Annotated in this window: 19 protein-coding genes and 4 tRNA genes; 8 read left to right on the top strand and 15 right to left on the bottom strand. The window is 67.2% G+C overall.

The features are described 5' to 3' along the window. Nucleotides 1-35 precede the first annotated feature (35 nt). Together egtB and DA69_RS03640 are read right to left on the bottom strand one after the other, a co-directional pair. Nucleotides 36-2,201 (bottom strand): ergothioneine biosynthesis protein EgtB, encoded by a 2,166-nt coding sequence (egtB, locus tag DA69_RS03645; protein WP_025977412.1) that lies wholly within the window; start codon nt 2,199-2,201, stop codon nt 36-38. A 562-nt stretch (nt 2,202-2,763) separates the two neighbouring features. Next, nucleotides 2,764-3,069, bottom strand: coding sequence for an SCP2 sterol-binding domain-containing protein (locus tag DA69_RS03640; protein WP_024354161.1), 306 nt, complete (start codon nt 3,067-3,069; stop codon nt 2,764-2,766). A gap of 198 nt (nt 3,070-3,267) precedes the next feature. Between DA69_RS03640 and DA69_RS14675 the strand changes: the two genes are divergently transcribed. Further along, complete coding sequence (locus tag DA69_RS14675) at nt 3,268-3,444, top strand: hypothetical protein (RefSeq protein WP_167349631.1); 177 nt, start codon at nt 3,268-3,270, stop codon at nt 3,442-3,444. 32 nt (nt 3,445-3,476) lie between these two features. Here DA69_RS14675 and DA69_RS03635 read toward each other — a convergent pair. After that, nucleotides 3,477-3,568: transfer RNA gene (locus DA69_RS03635), tRNA-Ser, on the bottom strand. A 258-nt stretch (nt 3,569-3,826) separates the two neighbouring features. Here DA69_RS03635 and DA69_RS03630 point away from each other — a divergent pair. The 4 genes from DA69_RS03630 to DA69_RS03615 are packed head-to-tail and all read left to right on the top strand — an operon-like array spanning nt 3,827 to nt 8,584. Next, nucleotides 3,827-5,254, top strand: a complete 1,428-nt coding sequence (locus tag DA69_RS03630; RefSeq protein WP_327020081.1) for an exopolysaccharide biosynthesis polyprenyl glycosylphosphotransferase — start codon at nt 3,827-3,829, stop codon at nt 5,252-5,254. Beyond that, nucleotides 5,254-6,705 carry a lipopolysaccharide biosynthesis protein gene (locus tag DA69_RS03625; protein WP_025977414.1) on the top strand — a complete coding sequence of 484 codons (1,452 nt, stop codon included), beginning with the start codon at nt 5,254-5,256 and terminating at the stop codon, nt 6,703-6,705. Before DA69_RS03630 ends, DA69_RS03625 begins: the two co-directional genes overlap by 1 nt. After that, nucleotides 6,702-7,634 (top strand): glycosyltransferase family 2 protein, encoded by a 933-nt coding sequence (locus tag DA69_RS03620; RefSeq protein WP_025977415.1) that lies wholly within the window; start codon nt 6,702-6,704, stop codon nt 7,632-7,634. Before DA69_RS03625 ends, DA69_RS03620 begins: the two co-directional genes overlap by 4 nt. Then, nucleotides 7,631-8,584, top strand: a complete 954-nt coding sequence (locus tag DA69_RS03615; RefSeq protein WP_025977416.1) for a glycosyltransferase — start codon at nt 7,631-7,633, stop codon at nt 8,582-8,584. Before DA69_RS03620 ends, DA69_RS03615 begins: the two co-directional genes overlap by 4 nt. Here DA69_RS03615 and DA69_RS03610 read toward each other — a convergent pair. Both DA69_RS03610 and DA69_RS03605 read right to left on the bottom strand, forming a co-directional pair. After that, nucleotides 8,577-9,257, bottom strand: a complete 681-nt coding sequence (locus DA69_RS03610; protein WP_235599207.1) for a hfsB — start codon at nt 9,255-9,257, stop codon at nt 8,577-8,579. The genes DA69_RS03615 and DA69_RS03610 overlap by 8 nt on opposite strands. Before the next feature lie 105 nt (nt 9,258-9,362). Then, nucleotides 9,363-10,808 (bottom strand): GumC family protein, encoded by a 1,446-nt coding sequence (locus DA69_RS03605; protein ID WP_025977418.1) that lies wholly within the window; start codon nt 10,806-10,808, stop codon nt 9,363-9,365. 125 nt (nt 10,809-10,933) lie between these two features. On the opposite strand from DA69_RS03605, the gene DA69_RS03600 reads away from it, so the two are divergent. After that, nucleotides 10,934-11,662, top strand: coding sequence for a polysaccharide biosynthesis/export family protein (locus tag DA69_RS03600; RefSeq protein WP_025977419.1), 729 nt, complete (start codon nt 10,934-10,936; stop codon nt 11,660-11,662). Nucleotides 11,663-11,778: 116 nt separating this feature from the next. Here the strand turns inward: DA69_RS03600 and DA69_RS03595 are convergent, their stop codons facing one another. From DA69_RS03595 to DA69_RS03560, 8 genes are all read right to left on the bottom strand, one after another. Next, entirely contained in the window at nt 11,779-12,084 is a 306-nt protein-coding gene (locus tag DA69_RS03595) for a hypothetical protein (RefSeq protein WP_025977420.1), read from the bottom strand. A gap of 189 nt (nt 12,085-12,273) precedes the next feature. Continuing rightward, nucleotides 12,274-12,350 (bottom strand) — tRNA-Pro (locus DA69_RS03590). 67 nt (nt 12,351-12,417) lie between these two features. Continuing rightward, a complete protein-coding gene (locus tag DA69_RS03585) occupies nt 12,418-12,894 on the bottom strand; it encodes a DUF192 domain-containing protein (protein WP_235599206.1) in 477 nt (158 codons plus the stop codon). Nucleotides 12,895-12,918: 24 nt separating this feature from the next. Continuing rightward, a complete protein-coding gene (locus DA69_RS03580) occupies nt 12,919-13,458 on the bottom strand; it encodes a cold-shock protein (protein ID WP_025977422.1) in 540 nt (179 codons plus the stop codon). A gap of 179 nt (nt 13,459-13,637) precedes the next feature. Then, nucleotides 13,638-13,712: transfer RNA gene (locus tag DA69_RS03575), tRNA-Glu, on the bottom strand. A gap of 184 nt (nt 13,713-13,896) precedes the next feature. After that, a tRNA-Glu gene (locus DA69_RS03570) sits at nt 13,897-13,971 on the bottom strand. 115 nt (nt 13,972-14,086) lie between these two features. After that, the gene (gene recJ / locus DA69_RS03565) at nt 14,087-15,889 is read right to left on the bottom strand and encodes a single-stranded-DNA-specific exonuclease RecJ (RefSeq protein WP_025977423.1); all 1,803 of its coding nucleotides are present in this window, start codon (nt 15,887-15,889) and stop codon (nt 14,087-14,089) included. 181 nt (nt 15,890-16,070) lie between these two features. Next, on the bottom strand, nt 16,071-16,532 hold the full coding sequence (locus DA69_RS03560; RefSeq protein ID WP_235599205.1) for a hypothetical protein: 462 nt from the start codon (nt 16,530-16,532) through the stop codon (nt 16,071-16,073). A gap of 76 nt (nt 16,533-16,608) precedes the next feature. Between DA69_RS03560 and phaC the strand changes: the two genes are divergently transcribed. Together phaC and DA69_RS03550 are read left to right on the top strand one after the other, a co-directional pair. Beyond that, on the top strand, nt 16,609-18,567 hold the full coding sequence (gene phaC, locus DA69_RS03555; protein WP_025977425.1) for a class I poly(R)-hydroxyalkanoic acid synthase: 1,959 nt from the start codon (nt 16,609-16,611) through the stop codon (nt 18,565-18,567). Continuing rightward, nucleotides 18,564-18,941, top strand: a complete 378-nt coding sequence (locus DA69_RS03550) for a hypothetical protein (protein ID WP_025977426.1) — start codon at nt 18,564-18,566, stop codon at nt 18,939-18,941. The genes phaC and DA69_RS03550 overlap by 4 nt, the downstream gene beginning before the upstream one ends. A gap of 19 nt (nt 18,942-18,960) precedes the next feature. On the opposite strand, the gene argC is transcribed toward DA69_RS03550, so the two are convergent. Beyond that, nucleotides 18,961-19,896: an N-acetyl-gamma-glutamyl-phosphate reductase gene (argC, locus tag DA69_RS03545; RefSeq protein WP_025977427.1), complete on the bottom strand. Its 936-nt coding sequence runs from the start codon at nt 19,894-19,896 to the stop codon at nt 18,961-18,963. Nucleotides 19,897-19,981: 85 nt separating this feature from the next. After that, entirely contained in the window at nt 19,982-20,470 is a 489-nt protein-coding gene (rpsI, locus tag DA69_RS03540) for a 30S ribosomal protein S9 (protein WP_024354145.1), read from the bottom strand. Nucleotides 20,471-20,472: the final 2 nt, after the last annotated feature.

Genomic DNA, 20,472 nt, shown 5'->3' with positions numbered 1-20,472 from the left:
CTCGCCGTTTTTCTTTGACCGTTATGACCCGAGGATTAGCTGGCCAGCAACGCCAGGGCCACGCGCGGGGCGTCGCTGACCTCGAACGCCTCCACCCGCCAGCCTGCCGCCTCGGCCAGGGCGCGCACGCGGGCCTCGTCGAACTTGCGCGAGCTTTCGGTATGGATCGTCTCGCCCTGCGCAAAGCGGAAGACAAGCTTCCCAAGGCGCACCGTCATGGGGCGCAGGGCCTCCAGATGCATCTCCATGCGCGCCTCGGCCTCGTTCCAGACCGCCCGATGGGCGAAGGCGTCCAGATCAAAGTCCGTCCCTAGATCGCGGTTGGCCCGCGCCAGCACGTTCAGGTTGAAGCGGGCGGTCACGCCTTGCGCGTCGTCATAGGCTGGGACCAGGACCGACGGCTCCTTGATCAGATCGACGCCCAGAATGAACAAGGCGTCCGGCCCCAGCATCTCGCGCGCGTCGCGCAACAAGGTCTCGGCGGCCTCAGGCGTCAGGTTGCCGATGGTCGAGCCGGGAAAGAAACCGACGCGACGCCCCTGCCCCGCTTCGGCCGGCAAGACCCCCATATGCTCGAAATCGCCGACCAGCGGCAGGACCCTTAGCGCGGGATAGGCCTGTCGCAACCGGGCCGCCGCGTCCTCCAAGGCCGTAGGGCTGATGTCGATGGGCACATAGGCCGCCAGATCAGGCGCGGCGTCCAGCACGATCCGGGTCTTTTCGCTGGCGCCCGAGCCCAGTTCGACCAGCACGGCGTCAGGGCCGAACCGCCCCGCCCACTGCGGCGCGACCCGCCGCAGCAGCGCCGCTTCCTGTCGGGTCGGATAGTATTCCGGCAGCCGCGTAATCGCCTCGAACAGGTCCGAGCCTCGCGCGTCATAGAACCACTTGGGCGGCAGGCTCTTGGGCCGCGCCGCCAGGCCGGCGACCAGATCGCGACGAAACGCCTCATGTTCGTCGTCGCTCTCGCCCCGTCGCCTCGCCTCGTCAGCGTCCGACGCCAGCCGCACGCCGGTGAAGGCCCATCGCTGGTCCGGATAGAAGAAGTTGCGATAGGTCGGCCGCGCGTGGCCCGGCGCAGTGGCGAAGGCGCCGCCGCGCAGCACCATCTGATTGGCCATGAACTTGCCGTTGTACTCGGCCGCCGTGCCTTCGGTCGGGCGAAAGCCGGGGTAAGGGGCATAGGCGCTGGCGGTCCATTGCCACGCCTCGGTGTCCAGATTGGAGAAGGCCTCGGGTCGGCTGCGGGCCGCGTGTTCCCACTCCGCCTCGGTCGGCAGGCGCCCCCCCGACCACCGCGCGAAGGCGTCGGCCTCATAGAAGCTGACATGACGCACCGGCGCCGCCGGATCGACCGGCCGCCGCCCCGCCAGCGTCATCACCGTCCAGCCGCCGTCTTCCTCACGTCTCCAATAGAGCGGCGCCGTCCAGCCCTGCGCTTGGACCGTCGCCCAGCCGTCGCTCAGCCACAGATCGGGCCGCGCGTAGCCACCGTCGCTGATGAAGACCAGCCACTCGCTGTTGGTGACCATGTCCGCAGCCAGGTCGAACGGCTCCATCCATACGCGGTGAGCGGGCCGCTCATTGTCGAAGGCGAAGCTGTGGCCGGCGTCGCCGATTTCGACCAGCCCGCCTTCGAAAGCTTGCCAGCCGCCGTGCGGAGCCTCCAACGGCGATGACCGCGGCTCTTCGTCATAGACGGCCGGATCCAGGGGCGAGCGCGACATCAGATGGAGAATGTCCATCAGGAACAGCTCCTGGTGCTGCTGCTCGTGGTTCAGCCCCAGCTCAAAGAGATATTGTTCTAACGCGCCAAGCGGCCTTGCAGCGTCGGCAAGGCGCGCTTCCATTCGCCGATCGACCTCTGCCCGATAAGCCATGACCTCAGCCCGCGAAGGCCGCGTCATCAGACCCCGTTCGGCGCGCCCGATCCGTTCGCCCAGAGCCTCATAATAGGAGTTGAAAACCCGCCCCAGCCTGGGGTCGATCGGCTGATAGCCCGGCTCTTCGAGCAGCATGGTTTCAAAAAACCAGCTCACATGGCCGAGGTGCCATTTGCCCGGACTGGCCTCCGCCATCGACTGAGCCTGCAGGTCTTCATCCGTCAGCGACGCCGCCAGTATCGGCAACACGCTGCGGGTCCGGCGATAACGTTCCAGGTCATCGACGGGTGCGGTCGCCCTATGCTGCATGCTGCCCATGAAGCCGCTTCGCCCCCATTTTGATTTCGACGGTCGCCACCTTCTCGAAATGCAGCCGGCGCGCAGGGGGTTCCTTAAGTCGTGATCGGACCCTGGCGGAGGCTCAGCGTCGCCACGTGGCGTACGGAAAAGAAGGTGATCGGCCGGCGGCGCAACCGGGTCGGCGATGACGCTAAAATAATACTGGCCGCAACAGCGGCGCCGCAGGAACAGCGCCTCTCTGAAGGGGTTTAATTCCCAGCCTTAGGAGAGTCCGCCATGATGACTCCGCAACACCCTTCGCCACCTCAAAACCCCCGTCCGGCCAAGCGCGGCCTTATGGACTGGCTGTTCGGCCGGCCGCCAGCTCCGCCCAAAAAATCAAGCACGAATCTTTATTTGGGCGACATCGTCGATGGCGATTTCAGTTCGCCTTCTGTCCATCACCACCACAGGAATCCGCCTGATAAGGCAGGATAGAACGACCCGCGCCACCCCCAACCTGGCGCGAGCCATCCCCCCAAACGAAAACGGCGCGGCCCCATCGGAGCCGCGCCGTTGATCATCAGGCCTAAGCCTGTCGTTAGCCCTTGAGCAGCGGAGCCAGCTTTTGGGCGATCATCATGTCGCCGGCGATCTTCAGCTTGCCCTGCATGAAGGCCATCATCGGGTCCAGGCGACCCTCGGCCAGGGCGACGAAGTCGTCCCACTTGATCGAGACCGTGGCGTCGGCGGGCTTGTCGTCGTTGCTGACGGTGTTCGGAGCCGAGGCGCCGTCGATGAAGATCTTGCCGTCATCGCCGAAGTCCAGCTTCACGGTCTTGCCCAGACCCGAGTTTTCGCCGACGGCGGCGCGGATCTTGTCGGTGGCGAGGGCCAGATCGGCCATGTGCGTTTCTCCCTTTGAGAAGTTGAGCCACAGGCCTAACCCGCGCGCCGCGCGGCGCCAAGATCACCTTAGGGAAGCTCGCCCCTGAAGAGGCCCAACCTGCGGCTCCCCTCACATATGGCTCAGGTTACATGAGTTTGCGTTCGCCCCCGGCGGGACGGCCTAAAAGCAAGGCGTCTGCGTAACAAGGACTCGTCAATGACTCGCCTGCTCACTCCAGAGGAAGTTCGCCTGGATCAACTGTGGCGCGAGCGTTTCGGGCAACCGCTGCCGATGGTCGGCGCGCCCGAAGTCGCCCGTCGCATCCTGCGCCAGCACGGCGTCCCTGTACGCCGCCCCACCGACGCCAAAGCCGCCCCGTCCAACGAAGGCTGAGGCTACATCATCATTATGAAAATGAAAGGTTCTGGCGGAGACGGAGGGATTCGAACCCTCGGTACCCCTTACAGGGTACGACGATTTAGCAAACCGTTGCCTTCAGCCACTCGGCCACGTCTCCGGCAGGCCGCGTGGATAGCGAGTCGCGCGACGCTTCGCAATGCGGAACTGACGCCCTTTGTGTTAACCCGGCATAAGAGTGGCATGTGTGAGGGGGGTATCGCCCCATTTTGCTCGATTTTGGGAAAGAGAATTGGCCATCACCCCTGCTGACACCCTGGCATCCGCGACGGATGGCGCGCGCGCATCTCGCGCCGCGACAACCGAATCGCGCGCCGCGGCGCCGACAGGGTCGACCGGGCGGACGCGGCGCGGGCCGTTGCGTCCAGAGGTTTGGCTGAATACCCGACAGCGGGCTGCGGCGCGACGCCGGGTCTTCTATTTCCGTGGGGTGGACATCGTCGCCTCGTCCTTCTTGTGCGTCGTAGCGATCGAGCGGCTGGCCCCAGGCGGTCTGATGCAGGTCGGGCTGTTTCAAGCCCTGCCGATCCTGCTCGGCGCACTGGTCACTCTGGGCCTGATGCGCTCGCTGGGCCTATATCGTTTTGACAGCAGCCGGGCGCCGGCGCGCCATCTGGCGGGGGTCGCTGTCGTGGCCGCCCTGGGCGGAGCCATCGCTTGCGCGCTGGGGCTCGTCCTACCCGGCGAAACGCCCGTGGCCGAGTACGGCTGGTGGGCGATTGCGTCCACGGTGGTGGTGACCGGCCTGCATACCATCTGGCGGATGCTGGTGGCGCAATGGAGAAGCCGCGGCGACTTAACGCCCAACGTCGTCGTGGTCGGCGCCACGCGCCATGCCGAATCTCTGATCCGCGAGGCGCTGGATCGCCGCGACCTGAACATTCTGGGCGTTTTCGACGACCGCCTGGCCCGTACGCCTGACGCCCTGGCTGGAGTGCCGGTTCTGGGCGGCGCCGACGCCCTGCTGGACCATCGACTGACGCCCTATATCGACCGCGTCATCCTGGCCATCGACCCCAAGGCCGAGGCGCGGGTGCGCGCCCTGACGCGCCGGCTGGAAGTCCTGCCCATCCCGCTGACGCTTCTGGTCGATCCCAAGGGCGCCGCTCAACGCAATGAGGCGCTGGAGAAGCTGGCTTCAGCCTCCCTGCCCTTGCTGGGCGGCGCGATGGACGGCGAGCGGCGCGCGTTCAACAAGCGCATCCTCGACATCATCCTGTCGGCGCTGGCCTTGGTCACGCTCGGCCCGGTTCTGTTCCTGATCGGCCTGGCCGTGCGGCTGGACAGCAAGGGCCCGGCCCTGTTTCGCCAGCGCCGCCACGGCTTCAACCAGGAAGAGATCGTGGTGTGGAAGTTCCGCACCATGCGTCAGGAAGCCTCCGACGCCACCGCCAGCCGTCAGGTCACAGCCGACGACGACCGCGTCACCCGTCTGGGCAAGTTCCTGCGCGCCACCAGCCTGGATGAACTACCGCAGCTGGTGAACGTCCTGCGCGGCGAGATGTCGCTTGTCGGGCCGCGTCCGCACGCTATCGGCATGAAGACCGGCGACGCCGAGTCGGCGCGTCTGGTCGCTGAATACGCTCATCGCCACCGCATCAAGCCCGGGATGACCGGCTGGGCCGCCATCAAGGGCTCGCGCGGGCCTTTACACACGGCCGATGAGGTGCGCCGCCGCGTGCAGCTCGATATCGAATACATCGAGCGCCAGTCCTTCTGGCTGGACCTGTGGATCATAGCCGTGACCGTCCCCGTGTTGTTGGGCGACCGGATGGCCGTGCGCTGATGTTCTGGCGGGGGGTGTTCGGCTATCTGCCGGCCAACATCGTGCAGGGCGTGGTCGGGTTTCTGACCATCATCATCTTCACGCGCCTGCTGTCGCCCGAGGATTTCGGGCGCTACGCCCTGGCCTATTCAGTGCTGACACTGGCTCATGTGGCGACGTTCAGCTGGCTGGAAGCGTCCATGGCCCGGTTCTGGGCCGCCCAGTCCGACGAGGCGCAGATGGCAGGGCATTTCGCCAGCCTGTATCGCGCCGCCCTAATTATGACCGCCGTCTTCGTGCCCGTCGTCGGCCTCATGGTGTGGCTGTGGCCCATGCCGGACAGCTTCCGCCTGCCGCTAGCGGTGGCCTTGGCGGGCGTGCCGGTGCGCTGTTTCCTGAAGCTGGCGCAGGAACGGTTCCGCGCGGCGGGGGATGTCGGCCCCGCCGCCGCCATCGATATCTGGAGCGCGGTCGCCGGACTGATCTTCGGCGTCGGCCTGGCCCTGCTGGGGCTGGGGGCTGAGGCCCCGCTGGCGGGTATGCTGCTGGCGCCGCTGGCCGCCCTGCCCTTCATCCTTCCCGCCGAACTGCGCGAGGCCAAGCGCGGACGGCTGGATCGCCAGCGGCTGAAGGCCTACGCCGCCTATGGCTATCCCATCGCCGTCGGACTGGGGCTGACCGTGGTGCTGGCCTCGACGGACCGCTTTCTGCTGGCACTGTTCATGAACGAGGCGGCGGTCGGCGCCTATCACGCCGCCTACAGCATCGCCAACCGGACGCTGGACGTCATGTTCGTCTGGCTGGGCGCAGCGGGCGCTCCCGCCCTCGTCATGGCGCTGGAGCGCGGCGGGCGCGAGAATCTTCAGGCCGCCGCGCGCGAACAGGCCTCGACCCTGGTGCTGATCGGCCTGCCCGCCGCCGTGGGCGTAGCCCTGGTCGCACGGCCGCTGGCCGAGTTCATGATCGGCGAAGACCTGCGCACGGTCGCCGCCTCCGTCACGCCGTGGGTCGCGCTGGGCGCCTTCCTGTCGGGCATGACGACCTATTATTTCGGACAGGCTTTCACGCTGGGCCGCCGCACCGGCTGGCTGTTGCTCGCCATGAGCATTCCGGCGGGCAGCAACATCATCCTGAACATCCTGCTGATCCCGCGCTTCGGCGTCATGGGCGCGGCCTGGGCGACGGCGATCAGCTTTGCACTGGGCCTGAGCGCCTCCATGACCATCGGCCGCCGCATCCTGCCGCTGCCCGTGCCGTGGAACGCGCTGGCGCGCTGCGGCCTGGCGGCCGCCGTCATGGCTGCGGTCGTACTGTTGCTGCCGCCGATTGGAGGTTTCGCGGAACTCATGATGGACGCTGCCGTAGGCGTAGCCGTGTACGGCGTCGTCGCCTACGCCCTGAACGCCGCGGGCGTGCGCGACCTGCTGCGTCGCCTGCGCGGCTTCCTGCAGGCGCGAAAGGCGGCGGCATGAGCGTCTCGGTTCACGACAACACGGCATGGGCGGCGGCGACGCCCGTCCTGTCGGTGCTGATGCCCTTCCTGCGCGACGATCCGTCAGTGCTGCTGCGGATGCTGGACCGCGAGGCTCATGCCGTCGCAGAGCGCGCCGAGTTGATCATTCTCGACGACGGCACAGCGGACCCGGCCCTGACCGCGCGACTGACCGCCCTGATCGACGCCCTGTCCCTGCCCGCCCGACTGATCACCCTGAACGCCAACGAGGGGCGCTCAAAAGGCCGCAACCGCCTGGCCGAGGCCGCGCGCGGCCGCTTCCTGCTGTTCCTGGACAGCGACATGCGCCCCGACCATCCGCGCTTCCTTAGCGACTGGGTCGATCTGGCGATGAAGGATGAACCGGCCGTGGCGTTCGGCGGATTTTCCCTGCTTCAGGCGCCGGGCGACGCGCGCTTCGCCGTCCATCGCCAGATGGCGGCGCGCTCCGACTGCATCCCCGCCGATCAGAGGGCGCTACAGCCGGAAAAATACGTCTTCACCTCCAACCTTCTGGTGCGCCGGGACGTCTTCGACACCGAGAGCTTCGACGCCGGTTTCAGCGGCTGGGGCTGGGAGGACGTCGAATGGGCCATGCGCGTCTCGCGCCGGTTCACGGTCACGCACATCGACAATCCGGCCACCCACATGGGTCTGGACACGGTCGAGGCCCTCGCCGCCAAATATGAGCAATCGGCGCCCAACTTCGCACGCGTGGCCGCCCGGCACCCTGACTTCGTCGCCGCCTATCCCAGCTATCGCGTGGCGAAGAAGCTGAAGGCCGTGCCCGGCCTGCGCCTGATCCGGCCCCTGTTCAAGCAGGCGGCGCGCGTCGGCCTGCTGCCCCCCGCCGTTCGCGGCCTCAGCCTGCGGCTGTATCGCGCCGCCCTCTATGCAGAGGCGATATGAGCAGCCCTGACGTCGCCGTCGTCATTCCGACCCTGCGTCGCCCGGACGAACTGACCCGCGCCCTGCGTTCGGTCTTCGCTCAACGGAACGTCGACAGCCGCCTGCGCGAAATCATCGTCGCCGACAACGACCCCGAGGCCAGCGCCCGCGCGACTGTCGAGGCGTTGAAGGCTGAATCGCCAGTTCCCCTGATCTGGACCCATGCGCCGCGCCCCGGCGTAGCCACCGCGCGCAACACAGGCCTTTCCGCCACCCAGGCGCCGCTGATCGCCTTTCTCGACGATGATGAGGCCGCCAGCCCCGGCTGGTTGGCCGCCCTGCTGCGCGGTCAGGCGACGACCGGCGCCGACGCCGTGTTCGGCCCGATCCAGGGTCGCGTACCGGACGGAACCGGCTGGGCGACGGCCTATCTGGAGCGCTTTTTCGGCCGCGAAGGACCTGAAGGCGACCAGTTGATCGACGAGCCCTATGGCTGCGGCAACTCGCTTCTGGTGCGCGCGACCGCCCTGCCCGGCGAGGCGCCCTTCCACGTCGGTTCGGATCAGATCGGCGGCGAGGACGATGTCCTGTTCGCCGCGCTGAAGGCGCGCGGCGGCCGGTTCGGCTGGGCGGCCGACGCCTGGGTGGACGAGTTCGCCCCTCCGCATCGGGCGACCCTGCGCTACGCCCTGACCCGCGCCTTCGCCTATGGCCAGGGCCCCAGCCAGACAGCCGCCGAGGCGCGCGACTGGCTCGGCGTCGGCCGCTGGATGGCCATCGGCGCGGTACAGACGCTGGTCTGGGGCGCAGCAGCCCTCGCCATGACCGTTATGGGCCGCGCCAGCCGCGCCCAGATGGCCGACCGCGCCGCGCGCGGTCTGGGCAAGATCATGTGGATGAAGGGCTTCGAGCCGCGCTTCTACGGCCAGAGCGAACTGGACCGCCTGAACCGCCAGCGCGCGCCTAGCTGAAGAACCGCTTCAGCAGTTTGGGCGGGCTCCAGGTCGAACGGTTCATCACCAGACCCGCGACACGGCCCCCAGCAGCGTCGATCTCTTCACGCAGGGCGGCAGGCGCGGCTGCGCCGGTGCTATCGGCCGCCACCACCATCACCGTTGAGTCCGCCAGCGGCGCCAGCGTCAGGGCCATGTCGCTACGGTCCGCCGCCGGGGCGTCGATCACCACAGTGTCGGCATGCGCCCGCAGCCGGGTCCAATAGCGCGGATCATCCACCGCCTCGACCCGCTGGCCTGCGCGCAGCAGCTCCATATGGAAGCGCGTGACATACAGCCGCCCTCCCAGGCAGGCCTTGGCCGTCAGGATGCGCCCCGGCGCGGCGGGCTTGCCGTCACGGCCGCGCAACGGCGGCGACACGGCGTAGAAGGCCGACCCGTCCGGCGACGCCCGCACAGACGCCCCCAGGCGCCCGAACCGATCCGGCTCGACGGCGATCTGCTCCATCTGGCCCTGCTGCGACAGGTCGCCGTCGATCAGCCAGACCGGACGGCGTCCGCGCACGGCAGCCATACGGGCGAACTCGCGCGCCACCGTCGAGACGCCCTCGCCCGAGGTCGCGGCGGCGAACAGGATCACGCGACCGCGATGCGCCGGGGCCGGCCCCAACGCAGCCCACAGGCCAGCCATTTCTGTCGTCAGATCGACCATGCGAATCGGTTACGCGCGCGCCATTTGGCGAAACCTAGCACGGGCCGTCCGCCGGTCATCGCCGCGTATCCGCGTCATACGCGCTCAGATGCTCTTGGCGGGCGCTACGGCCAGCACCGGCGCGTTGAGGGTGCGGCTCAGGGTCGCGGGCATGGCGAATCCCGGCCGCAGCAGCACCCGCAGCAGGCCGACGCACAGGGCGGTGAAGCCGGCGAACAGGAAAACGGCGATCATCAGCGGCGCCTTCAGGCTCTTGCCCTTCGACGGCGGCTGGGCGCGCTCGATGACGGTGACGTTGTCGGCGCCCGCCTTGACCAGTTCGTTGTCGGCGCGGCTCTGGGTCTCGCGCTGCTGGAACTCGCGGATCGAGGCGGTCAGCACCTCGCGATTGCCCGCCAGGGTCGAGTTGCGCGACTCCAGTTCGGTCAGGCGCGACTGACGCGCGCGCAGGTCCGACAGTTGCCGATCCAGAACGGCCAGCCGCGCCGCCAGCGCGTCCCGCTCGGCCTGGGCGTTGATGCGGGTGGTCTCCAGCTCGACCCAGATCGGGTTCGGTCCCGTGCGGACCTCCTTGGCGCCGACCGCCGTGCCGGTGCCGACATAGGTCTGGAGTTGGGCGATCTTGGCGTCGATCTCGCGCACCGGCTGGGCGTCGGCCTGATAGCGGGCCAGCAGGCTCTCACGCTCGGTGCGCAGTTGCAGGATCAGATCCTGGGCCGAAACGTTCAGATCCTTATACAGGGCCACCTCGGCCGGGGTCCGCGACAGCTGGCTTACCAGCGTCGCCAGACGCTGCGACGCCTGCTGCAGTTGGGCCTGAACGCCCATCCGCTCGGCGAAGATCGACTGATAGGTGCTGGCGACCGTCGCCCTGGCCGTGGCGAAATCGCCGATATTATTGGTGCGCAGGAAGTCTTCATACGCGCGGTCAGCGTCGCCCAGCTCGTCCTCGAACGTCTGGCGCTGAGTGCGGATCGCCGCCGTCGCGCGGTCCTGAAACACTTCCCGGCGATAGGTCAGATACTGGTCGATGACCGTGTTCAAGACCCGCGCCGACTTGGCCGGATCATCGCTCTTGTAGCTCAGGCCGATCACCGGGCTCAGCGGCGTCACCTCGACGCCCAGACCGCTGGCGACCGCGCGGACAGCCGAGGCCTCGCGGCGGGCCGGATCGGCGGGCGGGGGCGCATCGGGGCTCTGGAAGCTCTCGACGCCCAGGGCGCGCACCACGCGACGCTTGACCTCAAGGCTGTTAAGGATGGCCGCCTCGGACTGAGCCACCTCGGCGGCCGAAGGCGGCATCGCCCGCTCGCCCAGGCCGACGCGCGGCTGGTAGACATATTCCTGGCCGACGCCGACAAACAGGCTGGCTCCTGCCGTGTAGGTCTTCTTCATCGTCATCACGACAGCGGCGCCGATGCCGAAGATCACCGCGAAGATGATGACCATCAACAGCAGCTCCCGGAACAGCAGGGCCACGACGTCCATGACGCCGTACCGGGGACGGGTTGCTGTGACGTGCGAACGCATACGGGCCGGATCATCCACCAGTGTCAGACCGGGACAGCTTGAAGCGTTGGCGTTAACCGGCCGTTACCCATAAGGCGTCAACTTGGCGGAACTTCAGTTTCGCAATCGATCGGACCCGGCCGCTCATGGACGTTGATCGCCGCCTGCTTCTTCTGGCGCTGGGCGCCGGCCTGACCGGCTGCGCGTCAAGCGGGCGCAACGAGTCCGCCGCTGTCCTGCCCAGGCCTCAGACAGTGGCCGACCTGCCGCGTGACCTGCCCTTCGCGCCGTGGACCGATATCGAGCCTGAATACCGTCTCTACGCCGGAGACGAGATCGAGGTCGCCCTGCCCACCGCGACCGAACTGACCCGTCAGCTGAAGATCGGCCCGGACGGCCGTGTCTCCCTGCCCCTCGTCGGTCATGTGACCGCCGCCGAGCGCAGCCTGTCTGAGCTTGAGGGCGATATCTCGGCCGGTTATGCCCCTCACCTGCTGCGCCCCGAAGTCGAGGTGACGCTGCGCCAGGCCGGCCCGCTCAAGGTCTGGGTCGACGGCGAGGTGCGCAATCCTGGCGTTTTCGACATGCCAGGCCCGATCGACGCCTATCAGGCCCTGATCATGGCGGGCGGCGCCCTGCCGACGTCCAACACTCGAAACTGCGCCCTGATCCGTCGCGGGCCGGGCGATCTGCGCATGCTGAAGGTGCTGGACTTGCGCGCGCCGCGCGGCGAGATTCTGCCCCTGCGTCGCGGCGACATCCTCTTCGTTCCGCGCTCGACGCTGGGCGAACTGGCGGCCTTCTTCACCCAGTTCCGCGCCGCCCTGCCGATCGGCTTCTCCTACGCCATCAACGGCGGCTACGCCTCGACCTGACGCGGGTCGGGGCGATGCGGCGATAAGTGAAGCCGCGTCATCGTCCATATGGATCGCGAAGCCCGTCTTACAGGCCGAAGCGAACTTCGCTTCACGACCCGTAGCGGACATCCGGCTCACCTTGTCCGGCGTGCTCGGACCAGTCGATATATCCCACGCGCGCCCAAAACAGGCACCGCGCCTATGGCGCAGCCGACCAATCCGTAAGCCGTGAAAAAAGCGGCGTCCAGTAGCAACACATCGGTCATTTCGTCCGCGTAGCTCCAATCGATAAGAAGCGCGAAGTCGGCAAACACGGCAACGAGCAAGGTCGTCAATGCGAACCGCCAGTAGGAGCGCCCTTTCAACATGACGAAAATCAGCGCGCCCACGAACCCGATAACCAATGAAAGGGCGAACGCCACATAATAGGTGAAGTCCATTGTGATCGTTCCTCACGCGAGAGGGCAACCATAAGGGACCTTAAGTCCGCTTCCCACCCATAGCCGAAGTTCAAAGGGCCTGCTCTGCGCAACCAAAGCCCGCGCCGATCGAGAAAACTTAATTGAGAGGCAGCGCGTCCGCCGCAGGGACGAGTGTAAAACTCATCCAGCCCAAACGGGCTTAAACCGTGGTCGGGGCGAGAGGATTCGAACCTCCGACCCTCTGGTCCCAAACCAGATGCGCTACCAGGCTGCGCCACACCCCGGACCGACGGAGCGCTCTCATGGCACGTCGGCGGCGGCGCCGCAACGGCCTAAGCGGCGCCTTAGTCGTCAAGGGCGAAAGAAAGGATGTTTCACCGTGTCGCCCGGCTTGGCGCCGATCTCGTCAGCCCGCCCTGCGCGCAGTTCCAGCACTCCATTAGCCGCGCCGTTCGAGGGGATCGGCGTCTCTGAGTTGGGCGTGGTATGGCTGGCGATGGAGACGATGCGGCCGCGCGGGTCGATATAGAGGATGTCCAGCGAACTGGGCGTGTTCTTCATCCAGAAGCTCTGCTCGGACGCCGTCGGGAACTGGAACAACATCCCGCGATCGTCTTCCAGCGGCGGGCGGAACATCAGGCCGCGCGCGCGCTCAGTGTCGTCGTCCGCGATCTCGACCATGAATTTGTGCTCGCCCGTCGACGTGACGATGGACAGAACTTCAAGCGGTTGCCCCGCGCCATCCATCGGCCCTGTGCGCGCGCAGGCCGAAGCCATCACGGCGATCCCCAGGGCGGCCCCCAGGGCGAAACGGCGAGTGAGGTTCATCATCATCGTCCTCTACGGACGAACTCAGCCGCCCGGTCTGATATCAGCCACCACGAGGCCCTTGGGACCTTCGGCGAAGCGAACGCTGACCGGATCGCCCGGCAGCAGGTCGTCCAGGCCGCAGCGTCGCAGCGTCTCGACGTGAACGAAGATATCGCCGTCCTGGCCGTCACGCACCACGAATCCATAGCCCTTGGTGCGATTGAACCATTTGACCACGGCGGCTTCCAGCGGGGTGTCAGCAGAGAAAGCCTGACCAATAGACGAGGGCCGGACGTTTTCCCGCCGCGTCACAGGCGTCGCCTCAGCCGCTTCCAGATCAATGACCGTCACGACCTGCCAGCCCTTTGTCCGCTTGGCGCATTCGCAGGTGATGGCCGCCCCCTCGCCCGCCAGCTCGCGCCCCGCCTGGCGCAGGCTGGTGACATGAAGCAGGACGTCGCGACCTTCCGTCAGAGCCGGATCGTCCGGGACGATGAAGCCGTACCCCTTGCCAGCATCGAACCACTTGACCTTACCGGCGACCTTGACGGTCTCAAGCGTATCGCTCTCTTCGAAACTCATCACCTACTCCCCGCCCGAGCACTCCGGGACAGTCGACATACCACGGGTATGTCAAGATTGGCAATCTTGCCGCCCCTTTTACGCCACATTATCGTCACGGGCGCAAGACAAACGCGCGCAACCGTGCGTTGCACAGGCGGTCTTGGGGCTGGAGATTTTGGGGAAGTGTTTGCTCCGCGTGGCAGTCCCTAGGGGAATCGAACCCCTCTTTTCAGGTTGAAAACCTGACGTCCTAACCGATAGACGAAGGGACCGCTGCGCGGAGGAGCGGCCTGATAGCCGTCCCTTTTCGGCGACGCAAGAGGCTGCTTCGCGCTTTTTCAAAAAAACGACAAAGCCGCACGCAGACGCCGGATCGATCGCGCAAAATCGACACGGCAAACGTGCGTATTCACGAGCGACGACAGATCTAAATGTCAGGGGGAGATAAACTCCGCGTGGCAGTCCCTAGGGGAATCGAACCCCTCTTTCCAGGTTGAAAACCTGGCGTCCTAACCGATAGACGAAGGGACCGCTGCGCGGAGGACCGTGTAAATAGCCGCCGATTCCGCTTATGGCAAGCTCGGTGGAGGCGATTTATGCGACTTTTTCAAAGACCTGCGTCGTTTCACAGCCAAGGCTGACGCTTTCAGACCATGCGCGGATCGGCGACGTCCTCGATCTCGAACTGAACGCCGCGTCGGCCGTTCCAGTCGTCGGCTTTCAGGCGGCCCGCCACGTTGAGGCCGCCCTGCCCCGCCAGCAGCGCCTTGCCCGTCGGCAGGTCGGCGCAGCGCCAGGCGATGGCGCGCACCGAGGCGCCGTCCGGCCCGACCAGACGGCACCGCACATGGCCGCCGTTCATGGCCACCGGTTCGCGGGCCTGAACCCCTTCCAGCGCGAACAGAGGCTCTGGGTTGGCGGGGCCGTAGGGGGCCAGTTGCTCAAAGGCGTCGAACAGATCGCGGGTGGCGGCGCGCGGGTCGATCAGGGCGTCGACCTCGACCCAGTCCTGGGCCACGGCCTCGACGCGTTCGTCCGACAGTCGCTCATTGAGGAAGGCGCGCAGTTCGTCGATGCGGCCGGCCGCCACCGTCAGACCCGCGGCCATGGCGTGGCCGCCGCCGGCGATCAGCAGGCCGTCGGTCCACGCCGCCTGCACCGCTCGGCCCAGATTCATTCCCGGCTGCGATCGGCCCGACCCCTTGCCCACGCCGTTGATGGCGTCGATGCCGATGACGATGACCGGCTTCCTCCAGCGTTCGCGCAGGCGCCCGGCGACGATGCCGACCACGCCGGGGTGCCAGTCTTCGCCCGAGACGACCACGGCGGCGCTGTCGTCGGCATGGGCGCCCGTCGCCTCGACGCGGCGGACAGCCTGTTCCGTCACCTCGGCCTCGACCTCGCGGCGCGCGAGGTTCAAGGCGTCCAGTTCCTGCGCCAGCATCTGCGCCTCGTCAGGATCGTCGGTGGACAGAAGGCGCGCGCCCAGATCCGACTTGCCGATCCGACCGCCCGCATTGATGCGCGGCCCCAGGATAAAGCCCGCATGGTTGGTCTTGGCTGGTCCCGGCTCAGCCCCCGCCGCCGCCAGCAGGGCGCGCAGGCCCGGATTGCGCCAGTGCGACATGACCCCCAGCCCCAGACTGGTCAAAGCGCGGTTGAAGCCGGTCAGGCCCGTCACGTCGCAGATGGCGCCCATGGCGGCCAGGTCCAGCCACTGACGGATATCGGGCTCAGTCTTGCCCTCGAACAGGCCGCGCCCGCGCGCCTCGCGGTTCAGGGCGGCCAGCAGGACGAAGACCACCCCCGCGGCCGCCAGATTGCCCTGCCCCGAGCCGCAGCCCGGCCGGTTCGGATTGACCACGGCCAGGCAGGCAGGCGGCTCCTCGCGCATCATATGGTGGTCGATGACCACGACCTTCAGGCCGATGGACGCCGCATGGGCCACCGCTTCGTTAGCCGCCGCCCCGCAATCGACGGTGATGACCAGATCGGCGCCGCGCGCCTTCAGCGTGTCGAACGCCCTGGCGCTGGGGCCGTAACCCTCGGTCAGGCGATCCGGCACATAGATCGGCAGGTCGGCGCCCAGCGCCCGGAACCAGCGTACCAGCAAGGCCGCGCTGGACGCCCCGTCCACATCGTAGTCGGCGAAGACGTGGATGCTGGCGCCGCTCTGCAAGGCGTCGACGATGGCAGCGGCGGCGGCGTCCATGTCCATGAAGCTGGACGGATCGGGGAACAGCGCCTTCAGCGTCGGCTTGAGGAAGTCGGCGCCCTGATCCGCCGCCACGCCGCGCGCCGACAGGGCGCGAGCCATCACCTCGTCCAGCCCCAGCGCCTGCATATGGGCGCGGGTCGTCGCCGTCTCCGCCGGACGCTGCCGCCACGCCCGCCCCGACAGAGAGCGGCTGACCCCCAGAAAGGCGGGCAGGCCGTAACCGTCCGCCATCAGAAGGTCCGTCCGACGAAAATAGCGACAATGAAGACAGAACGGGCCATGCGGACCTTTGCAGCAGATTCGAGCGTCGGCCTGCGGCCGAAGCGTTCAGGATCGCGGGATTCGAGGCCGGACGCGATCTGCGCGCCTCATGCCCCTTATATCGCGACTGCGCCTGATACGGTCGTGCGTCTCAGAAGCGCGGACGGTCGATAGGCGGCGGCGCCGTGGCGCGGCGGCGCAGCTCTTCGGCGTAGGCTTCGACTTCCTGAGCGGTCTTCAGCGTCTGGGGCGACATCTGGCTGGCGTCCAAACGGCGGTTGATCTCGGCGAGGAAGGCGGCCGGATCGCTGTTCAGCGTCCAGTCGATACGGGCCATCTCAGCCGTCAGAGCAGCGCTGCGGCCTTGCATGCGTCCCACATCGGCGGCGATCTCGGTCGGCGCCGGCAAAGGGGTGCTGCTGCGCGGGAAATCGGCCCAGCGCGGATACTGGCGATTCTCATCCACCAGTTGCTGGATGCGGGGCGCCAACGGCGAGGTCGGGTCGGTCTTCGGCTCGAAAGCCCCGACGCAGCCGCCCAAAATCAGGGCCGAACCGAGGGTCGCCCCCCAGGCTGCCGTCCATCCCGTCTTTTTCAGCATAAGCGCGTTCATTTCCGTCACTGACATATGCCATCATCGCGTCGGGAGGAAGGCGCGCGCATTCGCTCGTCCCCAACGGAGGTTCGCCATGGCCAAGCGCCCGACCAAGGCCCCGCCCCAGCCAACGGCGCCCGCCCCGCGCAAGGCCGGCCGCCCGACCTCGGCCAAGCCGCGCGCCAAGAAGGCCGCCGCACCGCCTGAACAGCCGCAACCGGCGCCCGCCCCGGAACCGACGCCGCAGCACGAAGCCCCCGCCTCTACGCCGGACTTCATGGCCTTCAGCGCCGAACAGCGTCAGCAGTTGGAGACCCTGTCGTTGAACCTCGCCAAGGCGGCGATGATGGCCCAGACAGCGGTGGCCGAGGCGGCTCTGTCGCAGGCCGACCGCCCCGCCGCCCTGTCGCCCGACCCGTTCAATGTGGCCCCGGCCATGTCCTCGGTCATGACCAGTCTGGCCGCCCGACCCGAAAAGCTGTTTCAGGCCCAGGCCGATCTGTTCGGCCGCTATATGGAGCTGTGGTCGACCACCACGCGCCGGGCGATGGGCGAGACGGTCGACAGCCCCGCCCCGTTCGACAAGCGGTTCCGCGATCCGGCCTGGTCCGAAAACCCCATGTTCGATATGATGCGCCAGTCGTATCTGGCCACCTCGGACTGGATGAATAATCTGGTCTCCAGCGTCGAGGACGTGGACCCGCGCGTGAAACGCCGGGCTGAGTTCTTCACCCGCCTGCTGACCGACGCCTTCTCGCCTGCCAATTTCTTGGCCTCGAACCCCGTGGCGCTGAAGGCGCTGGCCGAAACCAGCGGCGAGTCTCTGGTGCGCGGGATGCAGAACTTCGCCGCCGATCTGGAGCGCGGGGCTGGCTCGCTGAAGATCAGCCAGGCCGACTACGGCCGCTTCGTCCTGGGCGAGAACGTCGCCACGGCCCCGGGTCAGGTCGTCTGGCGCGACGAGTTGTTCGAACTGATCCAGTACGACGCCGCGACGGAGCAGCAGCACGCCATTCCGCTGCTGATCTTCCCGCCGTGGATCAATAAGTTCTACATCATGGACCTGCAGCCGGCGAACTCCCTCATCCGCTGGCTGAGCGCGCAGGGCTTCACCGTCTTCGTCTGCTCATGGGTCAATCCGGACCGCGACAAGGCCGAGTTCGGCCTCGACGACTATATGAAGAAGGGCGTCTATCGCGCCGTCGAGAAGACGCTGGAACAGACCGGCCAGAAGCATCTGAACGCCGTCGGCTACTGCATCGGCGGCACTATGCTAGGGGCCACCCTGGCGCACATGGCGGCCAAGGGGGACGACCGCGTCGGCTCCGCCACCTTCTTCGCCGCCCAGCATGATTTCGCCGAGGCGGGCGACCTGCTGCTGTTCACCGACGAGCACTGGCTGGCCGAGATCGAGCGCATGATGGACGAGGCGGGCGGCGTCCTGCCCGGCACGGCGATGGCCGACACCTTCAACGCCCTTCGCGCCAACGACCTGATCTGGTCCTTCTTCGTGTCCAACTATCTGATGGGCAAAGCGCCGCCCGCCTTCGACCTTCTGGCGTGGAACGCCGATCAGACGCGGATGCCCAAGCGGCTGCACCTGCAATACCTGCGTCTGATGTACGGCCAGAACGCCCTGGCCAAGGGCGAACTGAAGATCGACGGCGAGGCCATCGACCTGTCGAAGGTCCGCATCCCCCTCTACTTCCAGGCCAGCCGCGAGGACCACATCGCGCCGATGAACTCGGTGTATCGCTCGGCGCGGCTGTTCGGCGGGCCGGTGACCTATACGCTGGCCGGGTCGGGCCATATCGCCGGGGTCATCAACCCGCCATCGGCCAACAAGTATCAGCACTGGGTCAACGCCGCCCTTCCCGAAACGCTCGAGGAATGGCAAGCGGAGGCGCAACAGCATCCCGGCAGTTGGTGGTCGCACTGGGCCGACTGGCTGGGCGCGAAGTCCGGCGAGAAGATCGCCGCTCGCGATCCCAAGGCCGGGCCGCTGAAGCCCATCGAACCGGCGCCCGGCGCCTATGTGAAAGTAAAGTCTTGAAGCGTATCGAGCCTAACCTGCTGCTGGCCGTCGCCACGGCCATTCCGCTGATCCTGCTGATCGCAACGGCGACCCTGTTCGGAGCGCCCGGCCAGCTGGTGAAGTATCTGGCGATCGCCATTATCGTGCCGGCGGCCTTCGTGCCGCTGAACGGCATCATGGCCCGGCGGATGGGCATGCAGCGCCCGCCGATGATCCATCCTCACGCCGCCTCGACCGCCGTCTGGGCCAGCCTGTTTCCGGCGCTGATCATCCTGGCGGCGGGCGTGCCGGTGGTTTTTCCCGGCCACGACTACGGCCTGCTGATCATCATCGCCGCCATCTTCTTCGGCGGAACAGTAGAGTCAGCGATCAAGGCGGCGCGGGCGCGCTGATCGCGCGCCCGGACCGGCTTCACTTGAGGCCGGTCGCCTCGTCCAGACCCAGCATGATGTTAAGGTTCTGAACCGCCGCGCCCGAGGCGCCCTTGCCCAGATTGTCCAGCAGGGCGACCAGACGCGCCTGCTCCCCGCCGCGATCGCCGAAGACGTGCAGGCGCATCCGGTTGGTGCCGTTCAGGCCCTCGGGCTCGATGCCGGTCATGGCCTCGGTCTCGTCGATCTCGGCGACCTCGACGAAACGCTGGCCGTCATAGGCCTCGACCAGCGCGCCGTGTAGCCGCTCGACCGAGGGCGTCTCCGGCAGGGCCGACAGGTGCAGCGGAACCTCGACCAGCATTCCCTGGCGGTAATTCCCGACAGCGGGCGAGAACAGCACCGGCCGCGACAGCCCCGCGTGCTTGGTCATTTCCGGCACATGCTTGTGCTTCAGCGTCAGGCCATAGGCGCGGAAGGCGGTGGATGCGCCCTCAGCTTCAAACTCGGCGATCATCGCCTTGCCCCCGCCGGAATAGCCGGACACCGCATTGATCGTAACCGGCCAGTCCGCCGGGACCAGCCCAGCCTTCACCAGCGGCCGCATCAGGCCGATGAAGCCGGTCGGATAGCAGCCGGGGTTCGACACCCGCGTCGAGGCGGCGATGGCCGCGCGCTGGGCCGCATCCATCTCGGCGAAGCCATAGGTCCAGCCGTCCGCCACGCGATAGGCGGTCGAGGCGTCGATGACCCGCACCGACGGATTCTCGATCATCGACACGGCCTCGCGGGCCGCATCATCCGGCAGGCACAGAATGACCGCATCGGCGCTGTTCAGCGCCTCGCGCCGCGCCTCGACATCGCGTCGGCGGTCGCCCAGCAGCATCAGCTCCAGATCGCCGCGCGCCTCCAGACGCTCGCGGATCTCCAGCCCCGTGGTACCGGCCTCGCCGTCGATGAAGATGGTGTGGGTCATCTGGGGCCCTCGGACATGCAAAAAGAAAAAGGCGCCTCGGGTTTCCCCGAAGCGCCCTTTGTATTCCCAGTCGCGGGTTCGCGACTTAGCGCTTCGAGAACTGGAAGGACTTGCGCGCCTTGGCGCGGCCGTACTTCTTACGCTCGACGACGCGGCTGTCGCGGGTCAGGAAGCCGTGCGGCTTCAGAACCTTGCGCAGTTCCGGCTCGTAGTGGGTCAGGGCGTGCGACAGGCCGTGGCGGATGGCGCCGGCCTGGCCCGACAGGCCCGAGCCTTCGACGGTGCAGATCACGTCGTACTGGGTGGCGCGGTCCGAAACGTTCAGCGGCTGTGCAACCATCATCTGCAGCACGGGGCGAGCGAAATACGCAGCCACGTCCTTGCCGTTGACGGTGATCTTGCCGGTGCCGCGCTTCACCCACACGCGGGCGATGGCGTTCTTGCGCTTGCCGGTCGAGTACGAACGGCCCAGGGCGTCGATCTTCGGCTCGCGGACGATTTCCTCGGCAGCAGCGGTGCCCAGGCCCTTAAGGGCGTCAAAGCCGGCGGCGGTGTCTTGAGTCACGTCGGTCATGC

The sequence above is a fragment of the Brevundimonas naejangsanensis genome, assembly GCF_000635915.2.
In the GTDB taxonomy this organism is placed as follows: domain Bacteria; phylum Pseudomonadota; class Alphaproteobacteria; order Caulobacterales; family Caulobacteraceae; genus Brevundimonas; species Brevundimonas sanguinis.
The sequence above is the reverse complement of the archived record's forward strand: the minus strand, read 5'-3'. Positions and strand labels throughout refer to the sequence as shown.